At 29.7% G+C, this 24,044-nt stretch carries 22 protein-coding genes and 2 pseudogenes; 7 read left to right on the forward strand and 17 right to left on the reverse strand.

Annotated features, from left to right (window positions below; genetic code table 11):
* Positions 1-51 precede the first annotated feature (51 nt).
* Both WY13_RS07460 and WY13_RS07465 read right to left on the reverse strand, forming a co-directional pair.
* Positions 52-912 (reverse strand): hypothetical protein, encoded by an 861-nt coding sequence (locus WY13_RS07460; protein WP_063555058.1) that lies wholly within the window; start codon positions 910-912, stop codon positions 52-54.
* 281 nt (positions 913-1,193) lie between these two features.
* A complete protein-coding gene (locus WY13_RS07465) occupies positions 1,194-1,985 on the reverse strand; it encodes a CsxC family protein (protein ID WP_063555059.1) in 792 nt (263 codons plus the stop codon).
* A gap of 232 nt (positions 1,986-2,217) precedes the next feature.
* Here WY13_RS07465 and WY13_RS07470 point away from each other — a divergent pair, with 232 nt between their 5' ends.
* Complete coding sequence (locus WY13_RS07470) at positions 2,218-3,030, forward strand: hypothetical protein (RefSeq protein ID WP_063555060.1); 813 nt, start codon at positions 2,218-2,220, stop codon at positions 3,028-3,030.
* Between the two features lie 351 nt (positions 3,031-3,381).
* Here the strand turns inward: WY13_RS07470 and WY13_RS07475 are convergent, their stop codons facing one another.
* Positions 3,382-4,845: a hypothetical protein gene (locus tag WY13_RS07475; RefSeq protein WP_063555061.1), complete on the reverse strand. Its 1,464-nt coding sequence runs from the start codon at positions 4,843-4,845 to the stop codon at positions 3,382-3,384.
* A 125-nt stretch (positions 4,846-4,970) separates the two neighbouring features.
* Here WY13_RS07475 and WY13_RS07480 point away from each other — a divergent pair, with 125 nt between their 5' ends.
* A complete protein-coding gene (locus tag WY13_RS07480; protein ID WP_063555062.1) occupies positions 4,971-5,753 on the forward strand; it encodes a hypothetical protein in 783 nt (260 codons plus the stop codon).
* A 175-nt stretch (positions 5,754-5,928) separates the two neighbouring features.
* A complete protein-coding gene (locus WY13_RS07485) occupies positions 5,929-6,474 on the forward strand; it encodes a DUF4489 domain-containing protein (RefSeq protein WP_063555063.1) in 546 nt (181 codons plus the stop codon).
* Between the two features lie 168 nt (positions 6,475-6,642).
* Here WY13_RS07485 and WY13_RS07490 read toward each other — a convergent pair whose 3' ends face one another.
* Entirely contained in the window at positions 6,643-8,547 is a 1,905-nt protein-coding gene (locus WY13_RS07490) for a cell wall-binding repeat-containing protein (RefSeq protein WP_192845002.1), read from the reverse strand.
* A 179-nt stretch (positions 8,548-8,726) separates the two neighbouring features.
* Here WY13_RS07490 and WY13_RS07495 point away from each other — a divergent pair, with 179 nt between their 5' ends.
* Positions 8,727-9,224: a hypothetical protein gene (locus tag WY13_RS07495; protein ID WP_063555064.1), complete on the forward strand. Its 498-nt coding sequence runs from the start codon at positions 8,727-8,729 to the stop codon at positions 9,222-9,224.
* A 51-nt stretch (positions 9,225-9,275) separates the two neighbouring features.
* On the opposite strand, the gene WY13_RS07500 is transcribed toward WY13_RS07495, so the two are convergent.
* The 4 genes from WY13_RS07500 to WY13_RS07515 all read right to left on the reverse strand — a co-directional run bounded on the left by WY13_RS07500 (position 9,276) and on the right by WY13_RS07515 (position 11,447).
* On the reverse strand, positions 9,276-9,917 hold the full coding sequence (locus WY13_RS07500; RefSeq protein ID WP_063555065.1) for a DUF4397 domain-containing protein: 642 nt from the start codon (positions 9,915-9,917) through the stop codon (positions 9,276-9,278).
* An 82-nt stretch (positions 9,918-9,999) separates the two neighbouring features.
* Positions 10,000-10,842, reverse strand: a complete 843-nt coding sequence (locus WY13_RS07505; RefSeq protein ID WP_063555066.1) for a hypothetical protein — start codon at positions 10,840-10,842, stop codon at positions 10,000-10,002.
* Between the two features lie 144 nt (positions 10,843-10,986).
* Positions 10,987-11,178: a hypothetical protein gene (locus WY13_RS07510; RefSeq protein ID WP_063555067.1), complete on the reverse strand. Its 192-nt coding sequence runs from the start codon at positions 11,176-11,178 to the stop codon at positions 10,987-10,989.
* A gap of 89 nt (positions 11,179-11,267) precedes the next feature.
* The gene (locus WY13_RS07515) at positions 11,268-11,447 is read right to left on the reverse strand and encodes a hypothetical protein (protein WP_063555068.1); all 180 of its coding nucleotides are present in this window, start codon (positions 11,445-11,447) and stop codon (positions 11,268-11,270) included.
* A 322-nt stretch (positions 11,448-11,769) separates the two neighbouring features.
* On the opposite strand from WY13_RS07515, the gene WY13_RS07520 reads away from it, so the two are divergent.
* The 3 genes from WY13_RS07520 to WY13_RS07530 all read left to right on the forward strand — a co-directional run bounded on the left by WY13_RS07520 (position 11,770) and on the right by WY13_RS07530 (position 14,938).
* On the forward strand, positions 11,770-11,982 hold the full coding sequence (locus WY13_RS07520; RefSeq protein ID WP_063555069.1) for a hypothetical protein: 213 nt from the start codon (positions 11,770-11,772) through the stop codon (positions 11,980-11,982).
* Between the two features lie 321 nt (positions 11,983-12,303).
* Positions 12,304-13,017, forward strand: a complete 714-nt coding sequence (locus WY13_RS07525; protein ID WP_063555070.1) for an SPOCS domain-containing protein — start codon at positions 12,304-12,306, stop codon at positions 13,015-13,017.
* 256 nt (positions 13,018-13,273) lie between these two features.
* The gene (locus WY13_RS07530) at positions 13,274-14,938 is read left to right on the forward strand and encodes an arsenic transporter (RefSeq protein ID WP_082848428.1); all 1,665 of its coding nucleotides are present in this window, start codon (positions 13,274-13,276) and stop codon (positions 14,936-14,938) included.
* A gap of 237 nt (positions 14,939-15,175) precedes the next feature.
* Here the strand turns inward: WY13_RS07530 and WY13_RS07535 are convergent, their stop codons facing one another.
* The 9 genes and pseudogenes from WY13_RS07535 to WY13_RS07570 form a co-directional block, all read right to left on the reverse strand.
* Positions 15,176-16,582, reverse strand: coding sequence for a glycoside hydrolase family 113 (locus tag WY13_RS07535; protein WP_242866354.1), 1,407 nt, complete (start codon positions 16,580-16,582; stop codon positions 15,176-15,178).
* Positions 16,583-16,848: 266 nt separating this feature from the next.
* A pseudogene (locus WY13_RS07540) lies at positions 16,849-17,972 on the reverse strand (radical SAM protein).
* Between the two features lie 757 nt (positions 17,973-18,729).
* Positions 18,730-19,425 carry a cold-shock protein gene (locus WY13_RS07545; RefSeq protein ID WP_063555071.1) on the reverse strand — a complete coding sequence of 232 codons (696 nt, stop codon included), beginning with the start codon at positions 19,423-19,425 and terminating at the stop codon, positions 18,730-18,732.
* 174 nt (positions 19,426-19,599) lie between these two features.
* On the reverse strand, positions 19,600-19,755 hold the full coding sequence (locus tag WY13_RS20925) for a hypothetical protein (RefSeq protein ID WP_156498990.1): 156 nt from the start codon (positions 19,753-19,755) through the stop codon (positions 19,600-19,602).
* A 105-nt stretch (positions 19,756-19,860) separates the two neighbouring features.
* Positions 19,861-20,494 (reverse strand): annotated as a pseudogene (locus WY13_RS07550) (hypothetical protein); the annotation flags it as partial.
* A gap of 233 nt (positions 20,495-20,727) precedes the next feature.
* A complete protein-coding gene (locus tag WY13_RS07555) occupies positions 20,728-20,973 on the reverse strand; it encodes a hypothetical protein (protein ID WP_063555072.1) in 246 nt (81 codons plus the stop codon).
* A gap of 356 nt (positions 20,974-21,329) precedes the next feature.
* Positions 21,330-21,614: a DUF3368 domain-containing protein gene (locus WY13_RS07560; protein ID WP_204377954.1), complete on the reverse strand. Its 285-nt coding sequence runs from the start codon at positions 21,612-21,614 to the stop codon at positions 21,330-21,332.
* Positions 21,615-21,898: 284 nt separating this feature from the next.
* On the reverse strand, positions 21,899-23,149 hold the full coding sequence (ltrA, locus tag WY13_RS07565) for a group II intron reverse transcriptase/maturase (RefSeq protein WP_063555092.1): 1,251 nt from the start codon (positions 23,147-23,149) through the stop codon (positions 21,899-21,901).
* Positions 23,150-23,709: 560 nt separating this feature from the next.
* Positions 23,710-24,044 (reverse strand): group II intron maturase-specific domain-containing protein (locus WY13_RS07570; RefSeq protein ID WP_278321765.1); only part of this gene is annotated, 335 nt, incomplete at its 5' end.

A 24,044-nucleotide genomic window follows, 5' to 3' on the forward strand; every position in this document is an offset into this window, starting at 1 on the left:
ATTATGCTACACGATAGAATAATTTTAACATATCTAAGGAATATATCTTTCTTAATTATTAATACGGCTTGCTACATAAATATTTTGATTTTGAGTTAGTCTTATAACTAATATCATAACCATTTTTTGGTTAATTGTTTTAAAAAACGTTTTTCCGTTAAAATTATTGTAAGTACTTTCACTATCTTTTATATTTATTTCTTCAAAACTAGCACGAATGAGGTCACATGATATTTTAGACGGTTCATTATAACTTTCATAAAAAATTTGCTCACAATTTTGAGCATTAGCTAATGTAGATTTATTTTTATAATTTTTTTCGCACATCAATGGATTGACAATATATTTAATTTTAGTAACACAATCAAAGGGAACTTCTATTACAATGTTTCTAATTTGTCCATCCACTAAATCAGTATTATCTATCATTGATTCTGAGTACTCGATGCTCTTTTTTACAATTCCACTTAAGAAAAGTTTTCCTAGATCAGGGATTAAACTACATTGAGTAATAAAAGCTGTTCTCCTAATAGACTTTATATAAGCAGCCGGTTTTGAAAAGCTTACAGTATTTTCAATGTTAATTCTAACGGAAGGTTCTGATATTATAACAGGTAATCTTACAGGGAAAAGCCCATTATTGACAAATGGTTTTACCATATTGCTATTACATTCTACAATCATCTTGGAATTACACATATTTGATTTTAAATCAACAGATTTTATTTCATCAGTTTTCATCTCAACATTAACTTTTAGTGTCCCCTTATGGAGTTCACTATTTTTACTAACCTTGCTTTTATTTTCAGAAGTATCCTCTTGTTTTGTTTTAACACAGTATTTATTATGTTGATTTTTTACTAAATTCGAAGAAGTTAAATATTTCTTGTTTTTGAATTTACTTTTTCGCATATTCTTGCTCCAATTTTGCTTTCCATTTATAGTATGCATTTTAATATATTTTGTTGACTTAAAGGGGCTGGTTATAAATAACCAGCCCCTTTATCTGATGGCTACCTACTGTAACACTCACACTTCTATCAAAGTGTGAGTGTTACAGTAGCTACGCCCCTAGATAATTCATCTAAACTTAGTGGGAGAAATAAAACTCTAAAGAGAAAGCGACTACCAGCAAATCAAAGATTTGAGATATCTGCTTTTCCCACTAAGTAAGATTCATTGATAAATGATTACTATTTTCTTTGGATAAAATCATTAATTGAAAAATTCCAATTAGATTTTAATGGTGTATCATCACTTCTAGTTGATTTTTTAATATCATTTCTACCACAGCACTTACCAGTCTTGTTATCTAAAGACCAAACTTGCTGCTTTTGCAATAATTTTAAGCATAGATATACTACTGACTTATCAGTAAACTCTTGAAATTCTTCTTCATTGTTAAATCCTTCAATTGGAATTCCCTTATCGTCGATATCTGCATCAAAAATTGCAGACCATTCAAGCTCGCAGAAAACAGGTTCATTGAAAATTTCAATGTTTCCCCTGTCTGCTTCTCTTATATTTTTTCCTTTTCTTTTTGAATCAAAATATCTAGCTACTACCGGAGGAAGATTTGGAAAAACTCTTGGTAAATTAGTGAAATTTACTTGAGTATATGCTTTAATTGGAATGTGAACAGTAGTATCCTTAATAACTCCACTTATTCCAGAACGAGTTGTGCATTCTTTTGTAGCATATTCTATATTTTTTCTTATATAGCCCTGAATAAAAATTTTATCTGTTGGAGCGATATATCTGCACTGAGTTAAAAATATTTGTTTTTCTATTCTTTTTATTTCATAAGCAGGCTCATTGAGTCTGATTTTTGATTCTGAATCCAATTGAACTACAAATTCTGCAAGAACCTTTGGAACCTTGTATGCTCCCCTTGGCAAAGGATAATTGTTAGCACCTGATAGTGTATCTGCGCTTATAACTCTAGCATTACAAGTAGGTTCAGGACAAAAATTAGCATTATCCATTTTATTATCTCCTTTTTAAAAGCTTAGGATATTACTATAATAATTTATATCCTGATATATACTATTCTAAAGTTTCTAAAAAGTACGCTTATAAATAAAAATATAAAATTTTCATTGTAAATATATGTTATTAAATTTTCTTAACTATAGTATACTATAAAAAATCACAACTATAATTTTCAAGCATAATATATAATGTAAATATTGTATACTTTTTAAAAGGAGGAAGGTTATGTCAATAAGTTTTAATAAATTCGTACCACGTCCCGGACGTGTAAATAAGCAGGGATGTTTACCAGATCCATCTGAATTAGTCTGCGTTGAGGTACCTAAGGTTTTTGATCAATGTTTGATTAAAAAATGTCTCTCCTATTGCGAAGGACCTGATACAAATACTACAGATTGTGAATTGAGGAGTAATCCTTTAGAAGATCCTAAAATATTTTTAGGATGTAGAGACTTCAAAATTTCATTAAAATCTGTAGAAAAAATACCTATACCAAGAAAAAAGGATTTTAAAAAACTAGTAATATGTTATGTAATATCCTTTCATGCTGATTATGTTGATTGCAATGCAGTAAATAGAAGTGAGTTTTTTGAAATTAACAGGGAAGATGTAATTTGGAATTTTTATTGCCCTGATTCTATTTCCAAGATGTCAAGCAGTAGAATGCATTCTAAAGAACTAGAAGATTGTGATACAAGTATGATAAAACTTGAAATGGTAGCAGATGCACTTCATGGAGAGATAACTAAATGTGATAACAACAAATTTTTAGATATTACCTTAGGTTATTATATAGTAGTCAAATGCCAAATAATAGTTCAACTTTTAATACCTGCTTACGATTATTGCCCAATACCTAAAGAACCTTGTCAGCCTGAACCAGAAGAAAATATTTGTAATAGATTTAATAAATCTCCTGTACCCAAATTTTATCCAAATCAAAATTTAGAGCCTCTATTCCCAGAATCCAATGAAGACGAAGCGAATGAAGATGAAATGAATGAAGGTGATTATGGAGAAAATGAGCCTATGGAATAATTGAAAACCTAGTGCGCAATTAAATTTATGGATAAAAGTTTATTGCAAAACAACATTAAATTCTAACTTTACTTATTATAATATTCATAATAGAGTAAAACTAATCATTATGGATCATGTGTAAATTATCTCTAAAGTCAAACTTACCATGCAATTTCCCCAAAAATCTATAAAATGCGGTAAACTGTACCCTGTAAGATGAACATAGAAAAAGTCTGTGTTATCCTACAGGGAATTTTTATATCCAAGGAATTTTTATTGACAATAACACATGCTGGGCGCACCCTAAAAAATCCACCTAGGAATTAAACTCTAGGTGGACAGCTTATTTTATTGTATACTTAACAAATGCTATTCTTTTTTCTTAAATAGCTTATCTACAATAGATCTATTTTTTTCAAATTCCAATTCCTGTTTAACTTTTAAATTTTCCTTAATTAAATAAGTAATTTCTTGTTTCAATCTATTATTGTTCTTTTCTTTTTTATCCAAACTACTTTGCAATTTATTAATAAATAGTTTGTAATTTTCCAATTGCTCTTTTGTATTTTCAAGTTCTTTTTGTATATTTTCTTTCACCTGTATAAAAAAATTATAATTTTCTTTCAGTATCTTTTTTTCTCCACCAATTTTCATAAGCCTATTTTCATATTCATTTATACTAACCTTTTTTTGTTTTATTTCCTTATTTAAAAAATTTATTTTTTCTTTAAGAATATTATTTTCATAATATGTGTTTTTTGATTTTTGCTTTAGTTTCTCAACATATTCATCATAATTAGACGTATCAGATTTTTTTTTGCTTAATGCTTTAACTGTATTTTTTGAAATTTCTTCAAAGGAAATAATTTTTAAGCTGGTATTTTCCATTCCATATACTACATAAGCATCATTTAACTTTTTGTTATCTAAAAAAGCATATGCATTAATTACTTCTTTTAAATCTTCATTAATTTCAATAGGTTTTTCCCACTTATCTAGATTATATTTTGAACAAAATATGCTATTTTCTTTAAGCCAAGAAGTAAATAAAGTACCATCTACCAAAAATATAATTGGTTCAACAGGTTCTTCTTTTCCCTCATAGATTTTATAATTTTTCATATTCATAGTATCTTCTTCAATACATACATGCTCCAATGAATATGTAAAATTCTCCTTGATTTTGTTAATTATATTTATCGTATAGTGAGTTTTTAGCACTTTAAATATTACATTGCTGCCGTGAATTCCATAAAGTCTCTTTGAATCTGTCCATAATCCGTCCTTATATTCAGAATAACCAAGAGAAAGTTCATCTTTGTTATTTGAAACGAAAAAAATTTTGATCAAATTTTTTTTTTCAGCATAAACTTGATAATATGTCTTAATTCTGTCTGACAAAACAATATATTGTATATTATACTGATTTACTTTTTTTCCATCCCATATACAATGTTTTAAAATTCCACGCTTACTGCCACCCTTTGATTTAAGCAAATAAAATAAATGCATTTTATCCTGTGAAATCAAAGCTTTTAAAGTTTGTATTTCAAAATTATTTTTTTGTATATCACAAATTTTTTCTCCAAACCACTTTTCATATTTTCTAGTACAATATCTTAGTTCATATTTTTTATTTACATATACTATATGAATAGTTTGATCTTGTATGCATATAGAAAACTCAACTACATTAGTATCAATAAGTTTTTCCTCCGTCCACTTCCCATTTTCATATATTATTTTATACATCAATTCATTTGAACTATTTAAATAAACTTTCCACATATTATTATCACTGGTAATAAATACCCATGGATAATTATCTTCCATATTATTTCACCTCTTTTATTTCCATAAAGAAATTTATTAAATCACAATTATATCAATAAAACATAATATATAAGTGATAATTATATATTTTTCTATTATATTAATATTTAAAAGGAGGATAATTTATGTCCATTAATTTCAATAAGTTTGAGCCACGGCCTGGTCTTGTAAACAAACAAGGACAATTACCTGATCCTTCTGAACTTGTTTGCATTGAAGTTCCTAAAATATTTGATCAATGCTTAATCAAAAAATGTCTTGTATACAGTGAAGGACCAGATACAGATAAAACAGATTGCGAATTAAGGAGCAATATCATTGTCGATCCAAAAAGATATATAGACTCCAGAGATTTTAATATAAAATTAATTTCTATAGATAAGATTCCTCTAAAAAAGAAAGAAGGTTTTAAAAAAATAATTCTTTCTTATATAATTTCATTTTACGCCGATTATGTAGATATTAACGGTGTAAATAAGAGTGAATTTTATGAAATTAATAGAACAGATTATATAGAAAGTTTATATTGTCCTGATCCTGTATCCGAAACTTATAACAGCATCAAATCCAAAGATCAGGATTCCAATATTATTAATTTGGAAATGGTTGCAAATGCATTAGACGCTGAACTTATCAAAGATGCCGATAGTAATTACGTACTTGATATAACTCTAGGATATTATATTGTTGTAAAAAGTGAATTTGTTGTACAGCTTCTTATACCAGCTTACAGTTACAGCACTATTCCAAAAGAAGCTTCTGGAGAAAATGCTAAAGAAAATCCACGTGAAATATTCGAAAAATCCCCTGTTCCAAAATTCTATCCTGATCAAAATTTAGAGCCGCTATTTTCCTATTGTAACAAAGAAAACTCAAATGATGATTTCGACAAAAATCATATGAAATAACAAAAATGATAGAATAGCACTAGCATAAAACAAATAAATTGTAAAAACTATCATCACCTTTTTTTAATGAAATCATATATTATAGTAGAAGATAATAGCAAGATTACCAATATATTTTGATGTTATTTTTAATCAATTTATTTTGTTTTTCAATACAAAAAGGAGGATTTTATTTATGAATTCTATGTCAAGATATTATTATAAAGACGATTGCAACCCTTGCAAGGAGGATTTTGATCCTTGTAAACATCACTTTGACCCTTGTAAAAGCGAAAAAATAGCTGCCACCATTATAAAATGCGGCTGCCCTAGTTCAATTACAATACCTGCTGCCACAGTTTTGGGTACTCAATTTACTCTTACTTCCTTAACAATAAATGGTTGTAAATTCGATAATCCATGTATTAAGCTTGAATTTGCAAGTAACCTTGTTGCAGCTGTGGCATTTACTGGTACTATAAATTTCCAAGTATTTAAACAATGCAGAAATCAAATTACACCTACTCCTGTTGGACCAGCTTACACTTTTAACTTAGTAGCATTACTTTCTAGTCAAACATTTTCCTTCTTCGTTTGCGATTGTGATTGCAGCTGCTTTAATGACTGCTGTACGTATACAGTGGTTGCAACTGTTACTAGTGCAGTTACCGTTGGAACACTTTCTATCAACAATGCAATGCTAGGGGCAATAATTACATCTGGAACAGAGCATTGCTGCTAATAAAATTACTATATAACTCAAGGGCAACCTTGAGTTTTTTCGTATTTACCGGAACAGGAAGCCAGCTTTCATATAAATATAGAACTTTGTTTAAATTCGATTTGTTAGGTTTAATCCCAGCGGGCAATACAGTAACAAGTGCCTCGTTTTATTAAATGGAAAGTTTAATTAGTATCTGTTAAATTTATTACTAATAGTTTCCCAGTAATCAGAATTTTCCAATCCTAATCTCCATATAGAAACTCCACCTAGATCATAATTATTTACAATATCAAGTTTATATGAGATGCTTGTACTATTTTCAAAATATACAGTATGATATATGCCTGAACTATCAGTATAATTGAAGTATGGACTTTTAGCTGCAGAATCCCATTTAACCTGAACACCATTTCGTGAAGCCATATTATATGCTTCACTTATGCCATAAGATTTTGCTTTTGCTCCATTTGATGGCCAATCATAGGCATAGGCTGCTAGTCCCAATAATATTTTATCTTTAGGAATAACCGTAATTGCATAATCTATTACATTTTCTACCCAGCTTATAGGCGCTATGGCACCAGGGTCTCCACCAGACCAATGTTCATCATAAGTCATCAATACAATCTTATCTGAAGCTTTTGCAATCTCAGCATAATCATAAGCTCCAATCCAGCTCTGCCACATACTATCACTTGTTTTAGCAGGAACTGCTATTGTCACTTCAAATCCCTGTGGACTCAGCGTATTATATAGTTCGCCCATAAATGTCGTAAAATAACTTCTATCATAATAATAAACATTTTCTATGTCAATATTTACGCCTTTGTAATTATTTGACTTCAAGTTTTGAAGTATATTACTTATAAGTTTTTGCCTATTTGTTGAATTTTCCAGTACACCTTTTGCTATATCTCCACTAAAACTATTTGATACCATTGCATATGTCTTAATTTTATTATCATTTGCATAGCTTACCTGATTATATGGTACAGAACCATTTATATTACCTGTACTATCCATAATATAAGTATCTGTAGCAATTGAATCAATTGCCTGTGAATGATTTACTAAAGAGTTATAGGAAGAACTATCTCCTTCATAATAATAAGTAGTATATCCTAGTACAGTTTTATCTGGATACAAGATAGACTGTACTAAAGCATCCGATACAACAGATGTACCTCCTAATATCTTTAATAAAGATATTGAATCCATCTTTGATCTGATTAAGGACTGTGCCTTGGTGTAACTTTTATTAACCAAAACAATAGGTGCAAAGTCTTTTGCTGCTGCAGCTGAGCCACATAAAGCATCTGGAAAATCTCCTCCATATGCCAAATATACATTGCTAAAATTTAAATCTCCTATAAATTCATTTATTACATTCAAATTCGTTTCATATCTATCTATTCCACTGAGTCTTTTCATATTAGGTAAATCTTTAACAACATTGGCATTTATTACATCAATGCCACCAACTACATAACTTTTAGAAATACTATTATTATTTATATAAGCTTTAACACTATCAGGTAATATTTTAGCTGGTGTAAGAAGTATTGGCATTTGTTTTGCCGCTGCTATAGAAGCTATAGATAAAGCATCCGGAAAATTTTCTCCTGAAGCTAGTACTACTCCATTACTTGTACCTATATTTTCTGCCACCTTAGCACTCGTTTCGTATCTGTCCTGTCCACTTATACGTGTAACTTGAATATTAAGGGCAGTTAATTGTTCTTCAATAGTTTTACAGACTGCTCCTATACCACCTACTATAAAAACATTTTTAGCTCCTAATCTTTTAATTTCTTCATCTACATTAGAATTTAAATTAGTGCCTTCTGTTATTAAAATAGGGGCATTATATTTTTTTGCAAGAGGTGCTGCAGAAATAGCATCTGGAAAATTTTCTCCTGAAACTAAAACCACATACTCTGATTTTTGAAAGTTATTTTGCGAAATATTTACTGCAGTTTCATATCTATCCATTCCACCAAATCTGATATTAGATGGAGCTGCTGCTGCATCTTGCACTGCCATAAAAAGCATTATAAATAAAAAGCAAAATAAAATATGTATTTTTTTCAATTTATCTCCCCTCCAATATCGATTAAATATCAATTAAGTTATCGAACATAATATACACAATTTGAAGAAGTATGTTCATTCCTTAATATCATGTTAATGGAATTTCATATAAACATAATGTTTTAAAAATGCATAGTCTATATAAACAGATTTTTTAAATAGGAGTGAAGAAATATAAAATGAAAAAATTTCAACCTTTCCATGGTGTAATTACCATGATTAATGACTTTTTTATAAATAGGCGTGAAGAAAGCGCAGGATGTTACAAATTAATATCTGTAGAAAACAGGCTGGGCGATCTGGTAAACTTTATTGTAGGACCATCCACTTATTTTGTAGATCATGTAACAGTGTCAGTTGGAGATGCAATAACTGGTTTTTATAATGCGAATGCAGCTGTTCCTCTTATTTTTCCACCACAATTTAGGGCAATTGTTATAGCCAGAGATGTTCAATATCAAAATGTAAAGGTAGACTATTTCAATAGTAAACTAGTAAGCAGTGACAATATGTTAAAATTAAACATTGGGCCAGATACTGAAATAGTTCTAGAGAATGATCAAACTTTTACTAGAAATCCTGCAAATCGTAATCTAATCGTAATCTATGGAGCTTCTACGAAGAGTATACCAGCTCAAACAACGCCTTATAAGGTTGTTGTTATTTGTCAAATTTAATGTTTAACCAAAAATACTGCAGTTATTTAAAACTACAGTATTTTTGATTTATTATCTTGGTTCTGGCACTAACATAACTTCTAAAGTTGGAGATTTTCCAACCAGGCCAACTGCATACAAGGTATAGTAATTGTTCGGATCCAATTTAACATTTGGAACAGTTAATACTACATTGTCCCTGCCAGTAGGGCTAACTGTGAAAGTATATGTTCCTGTAGGAATACAGGCATAATCTGTAATACCTTTATAACCAACATCAGTAAATACTTTTGTACCATCAGACAACTTTATATCAACAGCTGGTGCATTTGGAGAAAGATGAACAAATCTTACACAAGGTCTGCCAAAGTTCTCAGCGGTAGTTGGTTCCTGTATAGGGTATAAACTAATGTCAGGAAGAGTTCCTATTACAGCTACATTAAATACAGTATTTGCAGGAATGTTTAAATTAGCATTTATAACAGGGTTTGTCTTTTGTCCTGAAGGATAAACCATAATATTGTAGCTGCCGGGAGCAACAGAAATATACTGTGAGAGTTCCTTATAGGAAATATTTTTTACGATAAGCTTTCCATTGGCATAAACATCTACAGCTGGTGCATTAGGTGCGGCATGAAATACCCTAATAGAAGAATTCATTTGATTAGCCCTATAATAATTATTTATTCTGCGAGCATATGGACAATAAAACATAAACATTCTCCTTATATTTTTAACCACTATCATAATACGAAATAAATATTGAAATGTTCACTTAATATTTATTACTTGGCATTTAGCAAAAATAGGTAATTTGTTCAGGATTAATATAATAGGTTTTTTCATCAGATTTTAAAACAATTAAGTAATCATAGTTAAAAATAACTTCTCCTGATATTGCTTGGGAAGATGTAGTATAAATTGTTAAATATACTCCTTGAAAATTACAGTTTATAAATGCTGCTAAAGGATACCTTAAAACATTTTTCTTATAGATATTTTTAGGATTGTATTCCGCTGCAATTTTATCATCATTAAGTTTCACATCTGTCGTAATATGATTAATGCCATGTTCTTCTGAAATAATTGGGACATTACTAATAGTATCCTCTGGTATATCTATTTTATTTTTACTATCCGATAGTATGACATCATTATTTTGTAACTCTACGTGAGTAGTATCTTCATTTGGCATTAAGGATATATTTTCTTCAGAAGGATTTATGGAACATAAGTCAGTAGTTTTTTCATTCTCTAAAAGTTCTACATCATGTAACTGGATATTGGAAGCATTTGTCTCAAACGGTGTAATCTCTTTGTCCTGTGCTTCTTTTAAAAATAAATTTTCACCCTCAGCAATTGCATTAGATTCCATAGATTTAGTGCTAGACACACATGCATCTTGATTCTCATTAAGCATATCTTTATAATCTGCTATCCAATATATAATTTTATTACAATTCATATAGTAAATTATTTTATTGCGCATTTTTAGTATAATATACTTTTCTTTTGAGTCTTTTTCACAATATTTAAGTAGTTTACAATGGAGTTTTTTACATTTTGAGCCACATTCATAAATAACAGTAATATGTTTTCCTATAAATTTATCATAATCATTAATATAGCAATCAACCATTATAAATCCTCCTAATAAAATATTAATATATTAACTAAAAGGTAATTGTATAAGTAAAAGAGGTACCATTATAAGGTAGCCTCTAAATTGCTTGTATTTATTTAAACTTCTAATCATAAAATATTATGATTAGAATGTACCATTTTAGTATATGCTTTCTATAGAATTACAATTGACCATTATTATTCCTTTCTCAGTTTTAAGTTTTAATACATCAGTATCTTCCTCAGTATCTTCCGTAGATTTTATAATAGTACCTTGTATTTTATTACCACTCATTGTAACGATAGTCACACTATTGCCAATTTCACCTTCATTTATTTTATTAATATTCATCAACTCTTCCTCCCCTTACGAATATTACTATAATCTTATATAAACGTTATATTTGTAAAAAATTATTTTATATTAAATTTTTGTAAAGGTTAATACATACTTTCAATTGCATTAGTATTAACCATTATTATTCCATTTTCAGTTTTAAGTTTTAAGAAACCAGTGTCTTCACCAGCTTTTAAAAGTTCACCTTGTATTTTATTACCATTCTTCGTTACGATTGTCATATTTGTTCCCATATACGTTTCTTCTATCATTTTGATATTCATATAAATATCCTCCTTAAAATCTCTCTCTTAATATGCTTATTTATTATCTACATAAATTTAATTGTAAAAATTAACTTCTTCACTATATATTATTAATTTTTAGTCAATAATGTTACGAAAATTCCTACAACTATAAAAATTTTTAAATCTCACATAATCGTAGATGATAACCACTGGATAAAATAATTTAGTTTAACATTTTATTGGTCATATTAGTATAATGTATTAAGCCCATAACTTATGCCATTCATCACATCGTAAAGATTCCAATATCTTGAGAGTTTTGTAAATCACCAATTATACAAGAAAGGGGGAGAAATCCGTGTCAGAACATTTTGATGAAAGTAATGACGAAAAAATAGATTGTAAAGGAAAATATGTCTCGGTAATGATTGAATATGGTCATAGACATTCATATATTAATGGAATATTTTTAGGAGAGACCTGTGAACATCTTATAGTTAAAGATAATAAAAATAAAGTTATTTATATTAACAAAAATAAAATAATATGTCACACATTTGAAAAAGGTTAGATTTTTATTCAAATATTATTTACTATAAATTTTACAGCTTTATTAATGAACATAAAAGAATTTCTATTAAAAAGGAATACTTTCTATATTGAGATTTAATTTGATAAAAACCGCTGTATACAGTATTAAAGTTTGTAAAAATAATAAATATGAAATTTCTTCAATTAGCAATGAACATTTTAAAAATTTCAAAATATATTATAATTAGGATTAATTTTTTAAACTAAGTAAGTGCAGCGTAAAGTAATAATCGAATTATAAATATTAGTATAAGTAGTGTGAAAAACTTTACACTAACAGATTATAGAGGGAGGCTGACATATGGAAACAAACTTAAACCCACAGGGTGCAAGTAACAATAATATAGCTAAAAGTATTGAGCTTAAATCAATTGGGGAAGTAACACGTAAAGAACTAATCGAAAGAAAAATTATCTTTGATGCTCCTAAAAAAGACGCGGTGTTAAAGGTAATTAATGTCCAAGATGAAATTGAAATAAAAGATGTAACAGTAACTAGTGGCACTATTTTAGTAAGTGGTTATTTAAATAGTTGTATTATGTATACTACTATGAAAAGACCACCATTGGAAAATAGTAACCAAGAAAAAAGCAGCGAAAGCTCAAACAAATCTGACAGTCCTGGCTATGTAAACATGCAAAACAATAAAAATAATGAAAATAATAAAAATAATGAGAATAATAAAAACAAAGAAGAACCCAAACCAAGCTGCGGTGTTGTAGATAATAACATTGCTTTAGACGGTGTTGTTCGACATACAACTGTTTGGATACCATTTAAATCATTTATACCTGCAGAAGAAGCTCAAGAAGGAGATGTATGCTCAGTTACATCTTCAGCTGTTTTAGATGACTTGAAATCAATGTCTATGAATTCAATTTATGAAGATGAAGATGAAGAAGAAGCAACTGTTTCTATAATGCGTGGCGAAGAAAAACAGAAATTTATAAAAGGATTTATTAATAAAGCTTTAATTGAACTGACTGTTGATATAAAAAGATATGCTGAAAATTAATATGGTATTAATAAAGAATATGAAATAAAATTTATTTTGAATTCAAATAGGTTAAGTTACTCACCATCAAATTCTCCTGTAATTATGGGGTATGGAATTAAATCCATATCCTTTTTGCGTTTATCTGACTTATTTGATTGAACCCTTGTTAAGAAACGTACAAATTATCTTTATATATCATAGTATATATTAAAAGTTAGCCTTATGAATAACTTTTTTATACTATGATTCCTATTAAAATCAGGAGGATAAAAAAATGAGTAACACACTAATAATAGTTTTTATACTGTTGTATACAATTTGGTGTTATAAATATGAAGGAAAATCAGGAAATTTCAAATATAATATTTTTAATATATATAACGGACCTAAATCTCCACTCAGAGGACTATGGAAAACGCCGCGTCATATAGAACAATTTTCTCAGCATGATGAGAATAGACACGTTCCACCACCTCCACCTCCGCCACCTCCACCACCTCCAAAGCCAGTGAAGCCATGGAAGGATTTTAATGTGATTGCTCTTTTTTCTATATTAATAGGTGGAAGCTTAATTATATCTACTTTTAATATAGTTATAGCAACAATTTTTGTATTTATTATGACAATAATAATTATTTTTTTAAGGCCAGCAGATATAAATGAAGCATATCCTGCCTCTGTAGGAGCAATAATTGTACTTTTAATTGGAGTTGTAAACTATGCTAATTTACAGGATATTACTAATAAAGTTGGCGGAGCTTCTATTACTATCATATCAACCATTGTTATGGCAGTTATTCTAGAAAGTTTTGGTTTCTTTCACTGGGTTGCAGCTGCACTAGCAAGGCTTGCAAAGGGATCTGGTTATCGATTATATTGGTATATACAATTATTATGCTTTGTTATGACCTTACTTTTTAATAATGATGGTAGTATTTTAATTACTACACCTATCCTTATATTGTTATTGAGAAACTTCGGTTTTGTATACCCACATGAATTTATCCCTTATCTGCTAAGTGGAGCATTAATTGCAACAGGTTCAAGTACACCGATAGGGGTAAGTAATATAACCAATTTAATATCATTAAATATTATAAATATGACACTTTATAATTATACGAAAATGATGTTTATTCCTGGTACACTTGGGCTTTTATTTATGTCTTGCTTAATGTTTTTAATACTAAAAAGCAAGCTGCCACGTACTCTCCCAAAACCAACAATAGAACTTGATGAAATGTTTTTTACAGAGAAGTTTCATTCTTTTAAAGGAAATTTTTCTCTTGATACAAAAGAAAAAAGAAAAAGTTTTATGTTAAAAATATTAGCCTTTGTTTTTGTAATACGCTGCTTATTATTTGTTGCATCCTATTTTAGAATTCCAATAGAAATTGTTGCAGCATCAGGTTCAATTATCTTACTAATATGGAGATGGTATTATTTAAGAACAAGTCCAAAGGATATTTTAAGGAAAACTCCTTGGCATATCTTATTATTTGCTTTTTCAATGTATGTGATTATTTATGGTTTGAATAATATTGGATTAACAGCCTATCTCGTAAGCTTCTGTAAACCAATTGTGAGTAAAAGTCTTCTTCATGCAAGTTTTTTAATGGGAGGATTAATTTCTGTCCTATCTAATATTTTTAATAATCACCCAGCATTAATGATTGGTACTATAACATTAAGCAATATGGGATTAAATCCAATTACACTAAAAACAATTTATTTAGCTAATATTATTGGCAGCGATATAGGATCATTGCTTCTGCCAATTGGAACATTAGCTTCACTAATGTGGATGTTTATACTAAAGAAAAATGATATTAGGGTCCCATGGAGAGAATATATAAATGTAACAATTGTAGTAGTCCCTACTACAGTACTGTTTACTTTATATTTGTTATTCTACTGGATTCAGAAAATGTTTTTTTAGAAGGAACTTTCATCACCAGTTCATTAAATTTCTGTGCAAGTTCTGCTTGACTTTGTGCAGTTAAAGCTACTTGCTGTTTGTTTTTACTTTCATATTATTATCATCGTAATCACAAAAAACTAGCTTAATATCAACATACTAAGCTAGTTTTATTTTAGAATTTCTCTACTATCACCTTACTATTTTATTCAATATATATATTATGATACTATGAAATTAATAGCAAAAATAATTCACCTACTGTTCTTTGCTGTACCAATCCCTAATAACTGATGTACTTTGTTTACTAGGATAATAGATTTTTTCTCCCTTTTGGCTACCTATTGCAAATACAGAGAACCCTAAAACCCACGGTTCATCCTCAAACTCTCTCCTGTAAGCCTCAAAACAATTAGCTTGTTCAGCATTATTTACAGTGCTATTTTCCCATGGATTCCAAGGCTGAATGGATGCTCCATTAATTTTAGGGAATCCAAGCTCTCCAAAAAAAATAGGTTTATTCCATTTATCATAAAAGTTTTTTATCTCTCGTTTTATATTTTGGTTTCTGACTTGTCCTTTATCAGGTACTGCCTGAGAACATTCTATTGCACTTACAAGATTTTCAACGGTATTTGTATCATTATTTGTAAGCTCAAAATAAGCTGCGATAGATATAAAGTCTAATTTTGAAAACAGTTTATTATTTAGCTTATTTTCATAATCAGTAATACTTTTAGGAGCCCATGATGCTGTATCCCACTTATTAGTTCTATAGGTCACTAATCCTTTATAATATTTTCTAACATAATCTATAGTATCACACCAATTCTTTTCTTCGGGTTCTATATTTACAAAGTTACTTCCTATATTTAGAACATCTACATTGTATGGATTTGCAATATTATCTATTAATGGTTTTAGTACATTCATCTTCCAATTTGAAAAGAAAGTACTCATATTATCTGGATTCCACTTTGTTTCACTCTTTCCCCCAGTTATCCAAGGATAGGGTTCTAATATTATGTTTATATCCTTACCTTTTAATTGTTTAATTAAACTTATTGCTTTCTCTTCACTTAGTTCGTCGATTATCATATTACTTGAAGAAAGATTATCTATTTTTATCTCTACAGGTATATTTAAAGTGTTCAATTTAAACTTATCTATATCACTTAAGGCTTGTTTAATATCATAATCTATGGATAGACTACCTGATTTAATCTTTTTCCCGCTGAAGATTTTATTTCCATTACTCTTAATGTTAAAGTTCAATTTGTATTCTTTATTCAAAACCTTACCTTTTGTAGAATGCACCTTATTTCCAATGTTCAATATATAACTTTTTCCTGATGTATATCCACCTTGTGGAGCTGTCACTGTAATTGTTCTGCCATCTTGTCCCAGCTGTAATCCTACATTTACTTTAGTCCCTTTACTATCTGTTACTGTTATACTTTGTTTAGTCAAATCGTCAAATCCAATATCACTTGTAAATTTAATTGTCCATGTTTTATTAGAATCTACTGTTTGATTATCAGTAAAGCTTGCTGCCTGCACATTAAATGATATTAGAAGAAAAAGACTAAAAATAGCTGCCATTAAAATCACATTTTTGAATTTGCTAGCCATATTATAGTTATTTACATATTTAATAATTTTCATTTTCTCTCCTTAACCTCCTTTAAATATAGGGACAGCTAATCAGCCATCCCTGTGTATAATGCAATATTCTAATACTCTGCATTCCATGATAAACATCCCCATTTATATATATTTTCTACATCTAAGGAAATTATATCATATTTTTACGTGATAATGCCTAAACTAAAAGGCATATTTAAACATAAAAAAAGCTCTCTCGTGCATCCCTGACACTCAAGAACTCTCCCTATCTATATTTTCTACAAAAGTGCATAATTAAAGACTCTCTAAAAAATCAACTCTCCTGGTTTATAACCCTCAGGCAATTCTTCTTCACTTAAAAACTTGAAATTGTCATCACGCAGTATTGGTAAAAATACTTCGTATGGTATCCTAGAAAACTCACATGAATAATCACTAGCTCCAAACCACTTACCCTCTTTGCTGCTCAAGTTCAAGCCTCTGGCAAACTTTGTATGGTTCGAGCAATCATGAACTGCTAAATCCCAGTTTTCTTCATCAGCTATTTTCATAAATTTCAAAGTTAATTCCCTACTCCAAATTGGAGATATATAGCCCTGCCTTGCAATATACATGTTTTCCCCATAATAATTGTTTATGTTATTCTCATTTAAATGTAATTCTGCACAATTAATAAAATCCAGTTTTGTATCTAATATAGCTTGCTTTTTCTCAAAAAAAGCTTTGAAAAACTCAGGGGTCATTGGAGTTTCAATACCTACATTTTTAATATATTTTTTTGCTATTGCAATATTTTCAATAACTTTATCTGAACAATTAGTGGCACCCAGATTGAAACGTATTTCATCAAGACCGGCTTCACCTAATGCTTTCAATGTCTCTTCCGAGGCTAAAGTACCATTTGTATATAGATGTTGATAAATCCCTGCATCACTAAATTTCTTTATTATGGAATAGTATTTTTCAATTTCCATAAATGGCTCTAAATAAACATATGAAATGCCAGTAGGTTTCTGGTGAATGGAAAGAAGTAAATCAATATCCTTCTCATAAAATTTTGTACCTCCAATTTCCCACATACCTTCACCAATTGGAGGCATATCTTCTATCTCTCCATAATCATAACAGAACTTACACTCTAAATTACATTTATTTGTTTTCCTAATTGCACTCAAACCAGTTCCAAGCAAACAAGAACGACATCCTTTTGGAAATTTGCTTTCATTTCCCACAAAAAAGTTCTATTCTTTAAGGTTTTCAAACCTCTAATTTCCGACATTAGCATATCATTCCTATGATCAATTGCTGCTTCAATTTGTGCAAAGGTAGAGTAAATAATTTCTTGTTGTTTTGTCATAACTTCCTCATCCTCTGGCAATATTGAAAAAAATTCAAACCATTGTAGCGCATCTTTCTTTGAAATTTTCATAATAATCCTCCTCTAAATTAATCTTCCTACTGTGTTTTTTCACATATTCTTCTTCTAAAAATAAATACACTCCATGTATTGCCTTTTGAGATATATTACCCAGAACACTTTGCTATATTTATATGTTTCCACACAGGAAGGCCCTTGAATGTGTGTACATTCAAGGGCTTCAGGCTATTCATATTATTAACTTTTGTCTATAATATGTTCTTATACAATAAAAAATCTATTGATTTTTTTCAAGCTTTTGCTCAAGATTTTCTTCACTTTTCTATTTCGGTTTTTGCCTACTTTTATCCGATGACTATTTGATAATACATTATTTCAAGTATTATTTCAAGTTTTTCCCTCATTTTGGATATAACCACAAGAACATATCATTTCTGCATATTAATGCACATATTTTACTCACTTAACATAATATGATAAAGAGTCTTTGAAAGGAACTTATAATATACATAAGACATATTCTTACTACTTTAACACTCCAACGTATAGTTTTTTCTCAATGCCCGTACAGTACTGGTAACCCGTCTGGATCAGCATACGGTGTTGATAACAATAAGAACTCTTATGTAGGCTTCAGGATTTATACAAACCCGGAAACAAATATTGCCCCAGCTATCTTTGACGTTATCTGGCGTCGCACAATCCTATTTAGAAAAAAACAATACTAGAATATATATAAAATGCTGGAGGCAGGAAATAAACTTCCCTGTTATTAGATTACAAAGACTTAATAAGTTATTTGTTATTCTTAAGAAAAAATTTTATCAATCTCTTCACATTTTTCATTTATATCAAATGAGCTTTCATCTTTTCTAAATAAATAATTATCATTTTGATAAGTAGTAATATATAGGCATTCAATATCTTTCATAACGTAAGGTGGATCATCGTTATCTGACTCATTAGTATATATTTTTGATTCTATTATTCTTCCATTCGAATCTATATATTTTAAATATGTTGAACATATTCCATCTCTATCCACACGAAATGGCATACACCCAGGTTGATGGATTTTTTCCTTATCATTTATCGCTTTTAAATTTTTATAGCGTGCCTCACTTATCATCTGTGTTTTACCTTTCCATACATACTCTATTTCACCGTGTAAAAACCTAGCTAATTTACCTTGTATTTCTTGAATTTCATATATTTTTTCATAGGGAAATTGTTTTTTAGTTATCCCATAGTTTTTAATATTAGAGCTTTTTATTCTTACGTCCCCCAAAATAATAATAGAAGATTTTTTATTATTTATTACAAATACGTCAAGAGCACATGCCCCTTTTTCATTACTAGACACTATAAATTGAACAATACTTTCCTCTTGTGGAAGTTCAAATGACTTAACATTTGAGACGTGAAAAAAATACTCGTTATTATCTTCACCGATTATAAAACCAAACTTTTTAATTTTATTATAGTTTTTAATTCTGCCTATCATATATATTCAAACCTCTTTTCTTGTAATCTCATTTCTCGCTTTAAAAAGCAAACGTTTTTTCTTGCTAAAGTATTATACATAATTATATATTATTTTACAAAGTTTTTACACGCTTTCAATAATAGAATTTCTGCTATTTCTATAAAATAAGAAATATCAACAAGAAAGGCTCCATCAAACCAACCCTGTTGGTGTTTTGGCTACTGCTTCAGATAGAAGAGTATGTGATGAAGCCGGAACAATATGCTGCTGTTTTAATTCTCCATAACTTCTATGACTATTGTTATCAAAGTTTCCTTTAGTAGTTTTCTTATCATAGATGCATATCATTTCTATTACCTCCCTTCTATTTAATTTGGGGTAATAAAAAAACTAGCTTACTATAACCATAATAAGCTAATTTAATGTGAAAGATTTTTTGTATTTATAACCATCCTACTTTAGTACTTTTCTTATCAACTCAATTTCATCAATGTCTAAATCTGTTAATTCCTTTATTGTTTCATTATCCATGCCCTTTTTTATTGCTCTTTTGACTATCTCTATAGTTTTTTCTTTTTTCCCCTCATCTTTTCCTTTTTCGATGCCCTCATTTATTAAGCTTTTACCGAGTTCAGTCATTTTCAATTTCTCCTTTATTCTTTCTAAATCTTTTCCACTTAAAAATTTATTTGCAAAAGCATATAGTATTGATTCCACATCATACTTATAGTCATTGTTTATATCTTTTACTACGTTTATAGCATTAATTATCTTGTCTACTGTACCTATCTTTCCACCTATTATAGGAGTAAATGTTAAAGATATTATATCCTGTTTTTAAAGTATTTGCTAGATTTTTTATGCTGCCTGAATAAACAACATATGTAAGCACATCTTTTCCAGTCTGATGATTTAGCATTGATTCATAGGCTCTAAACCTTCTTAAATCTGCTTTTCCTTTATTAGTCGTCTGGAACTCAAAATGTATAAAAGTGTCATCTTCCATTAGAAAAGTGTAGTCCATGAACATATTTTTAGTTTCTAAAACTACTAATTCTGTTGGTCCTAATTCCTTAACTTTTTTGTTTTTGCTTCAATTGCTTGTATTAATTTATATTTTTCAATTAAAGCCATATTATAATAACCTCCTCAATTTTACGTTATTAATATTTTGAACATAAAAAAACTAGCTTAATATTCAATATACTAAACTAGTATTATTTTAAAATGTAACTACTCCATTTAGGAATTATATCTCTTTCCCATTTAATTACCCCATCATATATATAAGCTATATGCCTAAATTTATTTGTATATTCATTATATTATACCTCTATAACCCTTTATATTTCTAACTTCAAGAACAATATCTTCGTTTCCTGTATGATAAACAAGTACATCTCCTTTTGATCTTACCAATTCTTTTGTAGCTTCTCTATTATCTTTTATTGCCTTAATAATAGCCATATTATCTATGTATTTATTGTTTCCTTCCATGTGCCATTCTAAGATTTGAAGTTTAACGAACTGATTAGAATAAATTTTCCTTACTTCTTCCCATTTCATATTTAGCTCCACTCTATATAATTATAATTCTTATTACTTAATATTATATCAAATAGTTATATTGAAAGACATAAATTTTAGAGTATCCTATTTCATGTTTTTTATCACTATGATTAATTTTAACTATACTAAAACCTTATCTACTTTCTAAGAAATGTAATAATTTCTCAAATCCGTTACACCAATCAACTTTCATTCCATTTTTATACTACAGTATCTTTCACCTGTAAATTCAGAACATCCTGGATAACTGCAAGGTCTTTGATATTTTCTTGGCATAAACTGTACCTCTAAAATATTTTGATGCATTAAAAAAACCCCTGAAATTTTACCGATAGTTTGTGTTTTTTCAATAGTTAATCAATTTCTCCTGCAGATTTTAGAATCTGATTATATAACTTTACCGACATTCTAAATCCCTTTTCTATTAATATATCTAAATATTTCTTTACACTTTCAATTTTTTTATACTCTTTTGCCAACAATAAAATTCCCATTAATCCAATTGACCTTAATAACATTGTCTCTGCAAAATGCCTAGCTGATCTATCATCAATTATCACTCTTTTTATTTTTAATTCTTTTGCTGCAGCCATTACTTCAAGTTCTCCTCTATGAAGTCTTCCATATAACTGCTCCACCAAAAGCTTATTTTTTACACTATATATTTTTATATGGTTATTTTTAACAGCTTCAATTAATTCATTTGACCCTATTTTCCCAATCTTTTCATTTATTGTTACTTCTTTATAAACATCTTCTGTAATATAAACCTCATCAAAAATTTCCCATAGTAAATCTAATTTCTTGAGTAAACATAGGCGTTACCGCCCATGCTCCTCTAGTCGAGTAAGCCAAAGGAATTTCGCCTCTAGCTTCTCACGGAACCGGACTTGAAAGTCTCCCTTCATCCGGCTCTTATCATTCAATTCTTTACAACATTCCTATTTCGATAATTCCAATGTGCAAACAAATTGGGTTCTCTCTTTCTAACATTTGACAACCATTTTTCAGCCATCCTTCTATGCCTTCGAAACCTTTTGTATTTACACATTGCCCATCTAATCAATCTTCTTTCAACACAATCTAGTGAATACTTAATCGCTTCTGCATTGTACCTTCCAAAATAGTTTATCCATCCTCTTACAATAGGATTTATATTTTCAGCTATCATTTCAATTTTACATCCTGTTTTCTTGTGGATTTCCAATGCTTTCATCTTTTCTCGAAATAATTTATTCGATTTCTTACTGGCAGAGGCAATAAAGTTCTTTCCCATTCTGCCTGTTTTGTATTTTATGAATATTCCTTTAAATGTATAGCCTAAAAAGTCAAATTCAACATTTGAGTATTCTCTTTTCCTATCTTCGTCTTTGCAATATATGATTTTTGTCTTTTGAGGATGTAGTTCTAGCTTACAAGATTTCATCCTGCCATCTAACATCTTTAAAATTTCCTCTGCCTCCTTCTCAGTTCTACAATGCACCACTGCATCATCAGCATATCGTTCGAACGGGGCATATGGAAAGTTTCTACACATCCACTTATCAAATACATAATGCATAAACATATTTGCGAGTAAAGGACTAATAACTCCACCTTGCGGGGTTCCAGCTGATCTTTCAACCTTCGTCCCATCTTTCAGTTCAAATGGTGTCTTAAGCCATCTTACAATGTAAAGTCGAATCCACTTTTCCTCCACATGTCTTTCAACCACTTTCATCAACAATTCATGGTCTATATTATCAAACAATCCTCGAATATCAAATTCTATGACATAATCATATTTCCAGCACCTTTTTCTTGCCTGGCCTACTGCTTCAATCGCAGATTTATGTGGTCGATATCCATATGAATCCTCATGAAACATCGGTTCAACTTTTGGTTCGACATACATCTTTACCACCATCTGAGCTATTCTATCCGTTATTGTAGGTATTCCTAATCTTCTTGTTCCCCCTGACTTCTTTGGTATTTCAACTGACATAACAGGAGAAGGAAAATAACTTCCAGAACTCATTCTGTTCCATACCTTGTATAGATTGTTTTTAAGATTTTTCTCAAATTTTTCAAAGTCTACACCATCAATACCTGCGCTTCCATTATTGGCTTTTATCAATTTGTAGGCTTCTAACACTATCTTTTTGGGAATGTTATAAGGTTTGCTCTCTTTCATCAAATCCTCCTGTTTCCAGTTGTTTTCAGTTTTAAGCCGAATGATGACATCCCTTTGCTCCACTGCCATTACAGCAATTTCCTCACTACTACAGATGTCTCCGCCCCTATACCATACCTCTCTACTTTCAGCCTCATCTTTCTGCGACTTGTGCTTTTTCGATTTTCATTATGGTATAGGTTCCCACGTTTCACTTAGATGCCTAATATACGCTCATGTCACCTCAATACCGTCTGCCGACTAGCCAGCTATTCAGGTTTTCTGCTATTCTTATCCCTGTTCAGTTCTGAAAAACAGGTTTTGACAAAACTCACGCTATCGATACTTCTTCAGTAATTCACTTTCGTTCATCTTCGTATATCCTACATGACTATTTTTGATAGCCTTTTCCCTAATTGCTCACTACCATAGCTTTTGACTACAGCAGCATAGGGTTGTTTGATGGGTCTGCCTTCTCAATCCCCATCGGAGGACCTTCCTCCATCACCTAAGTGCCTTTCGTGGCACACCAAAACCGTACGTGCCCTATTAAGGCATACGGCTTTTCACATCATATTTAATCATCTATAGAATAAGCTTATGCTTATTTTCGGTTCTAATAATGGAAAAGTTCTCAGTAAACCTTTATAGAATGTTTCTTCTGTATAGCTCTCCTTTTGGCTCCTTCTATTTAACCACTTAAAGAGCAACCATTTTACAACATTTTGATAACTCTTCACACCTCTTGTATTATCAGTGACCCCATAATACTGATAGTGTCCTCTTAGCTTCTGATTAATTTTCTTAATCAATTCACCTACTGGCATTATCCTATTCTTCTTAATCCATTCTTTCATTGTCTTAACTTTACTTCTGAATTTCTTCTTACTAGTCTTAACTTTACATCGAAAGAACT

The organism is Clostridium ljungdahlii (assembly GCF_001636845.1).
Taxonomy (GTDB): Bacteria; Bacillota; Clostridia; order Clostridiales; family Clostridiaceae; genus Clostridium_B; species Clostridium_B ljungdahlii_A.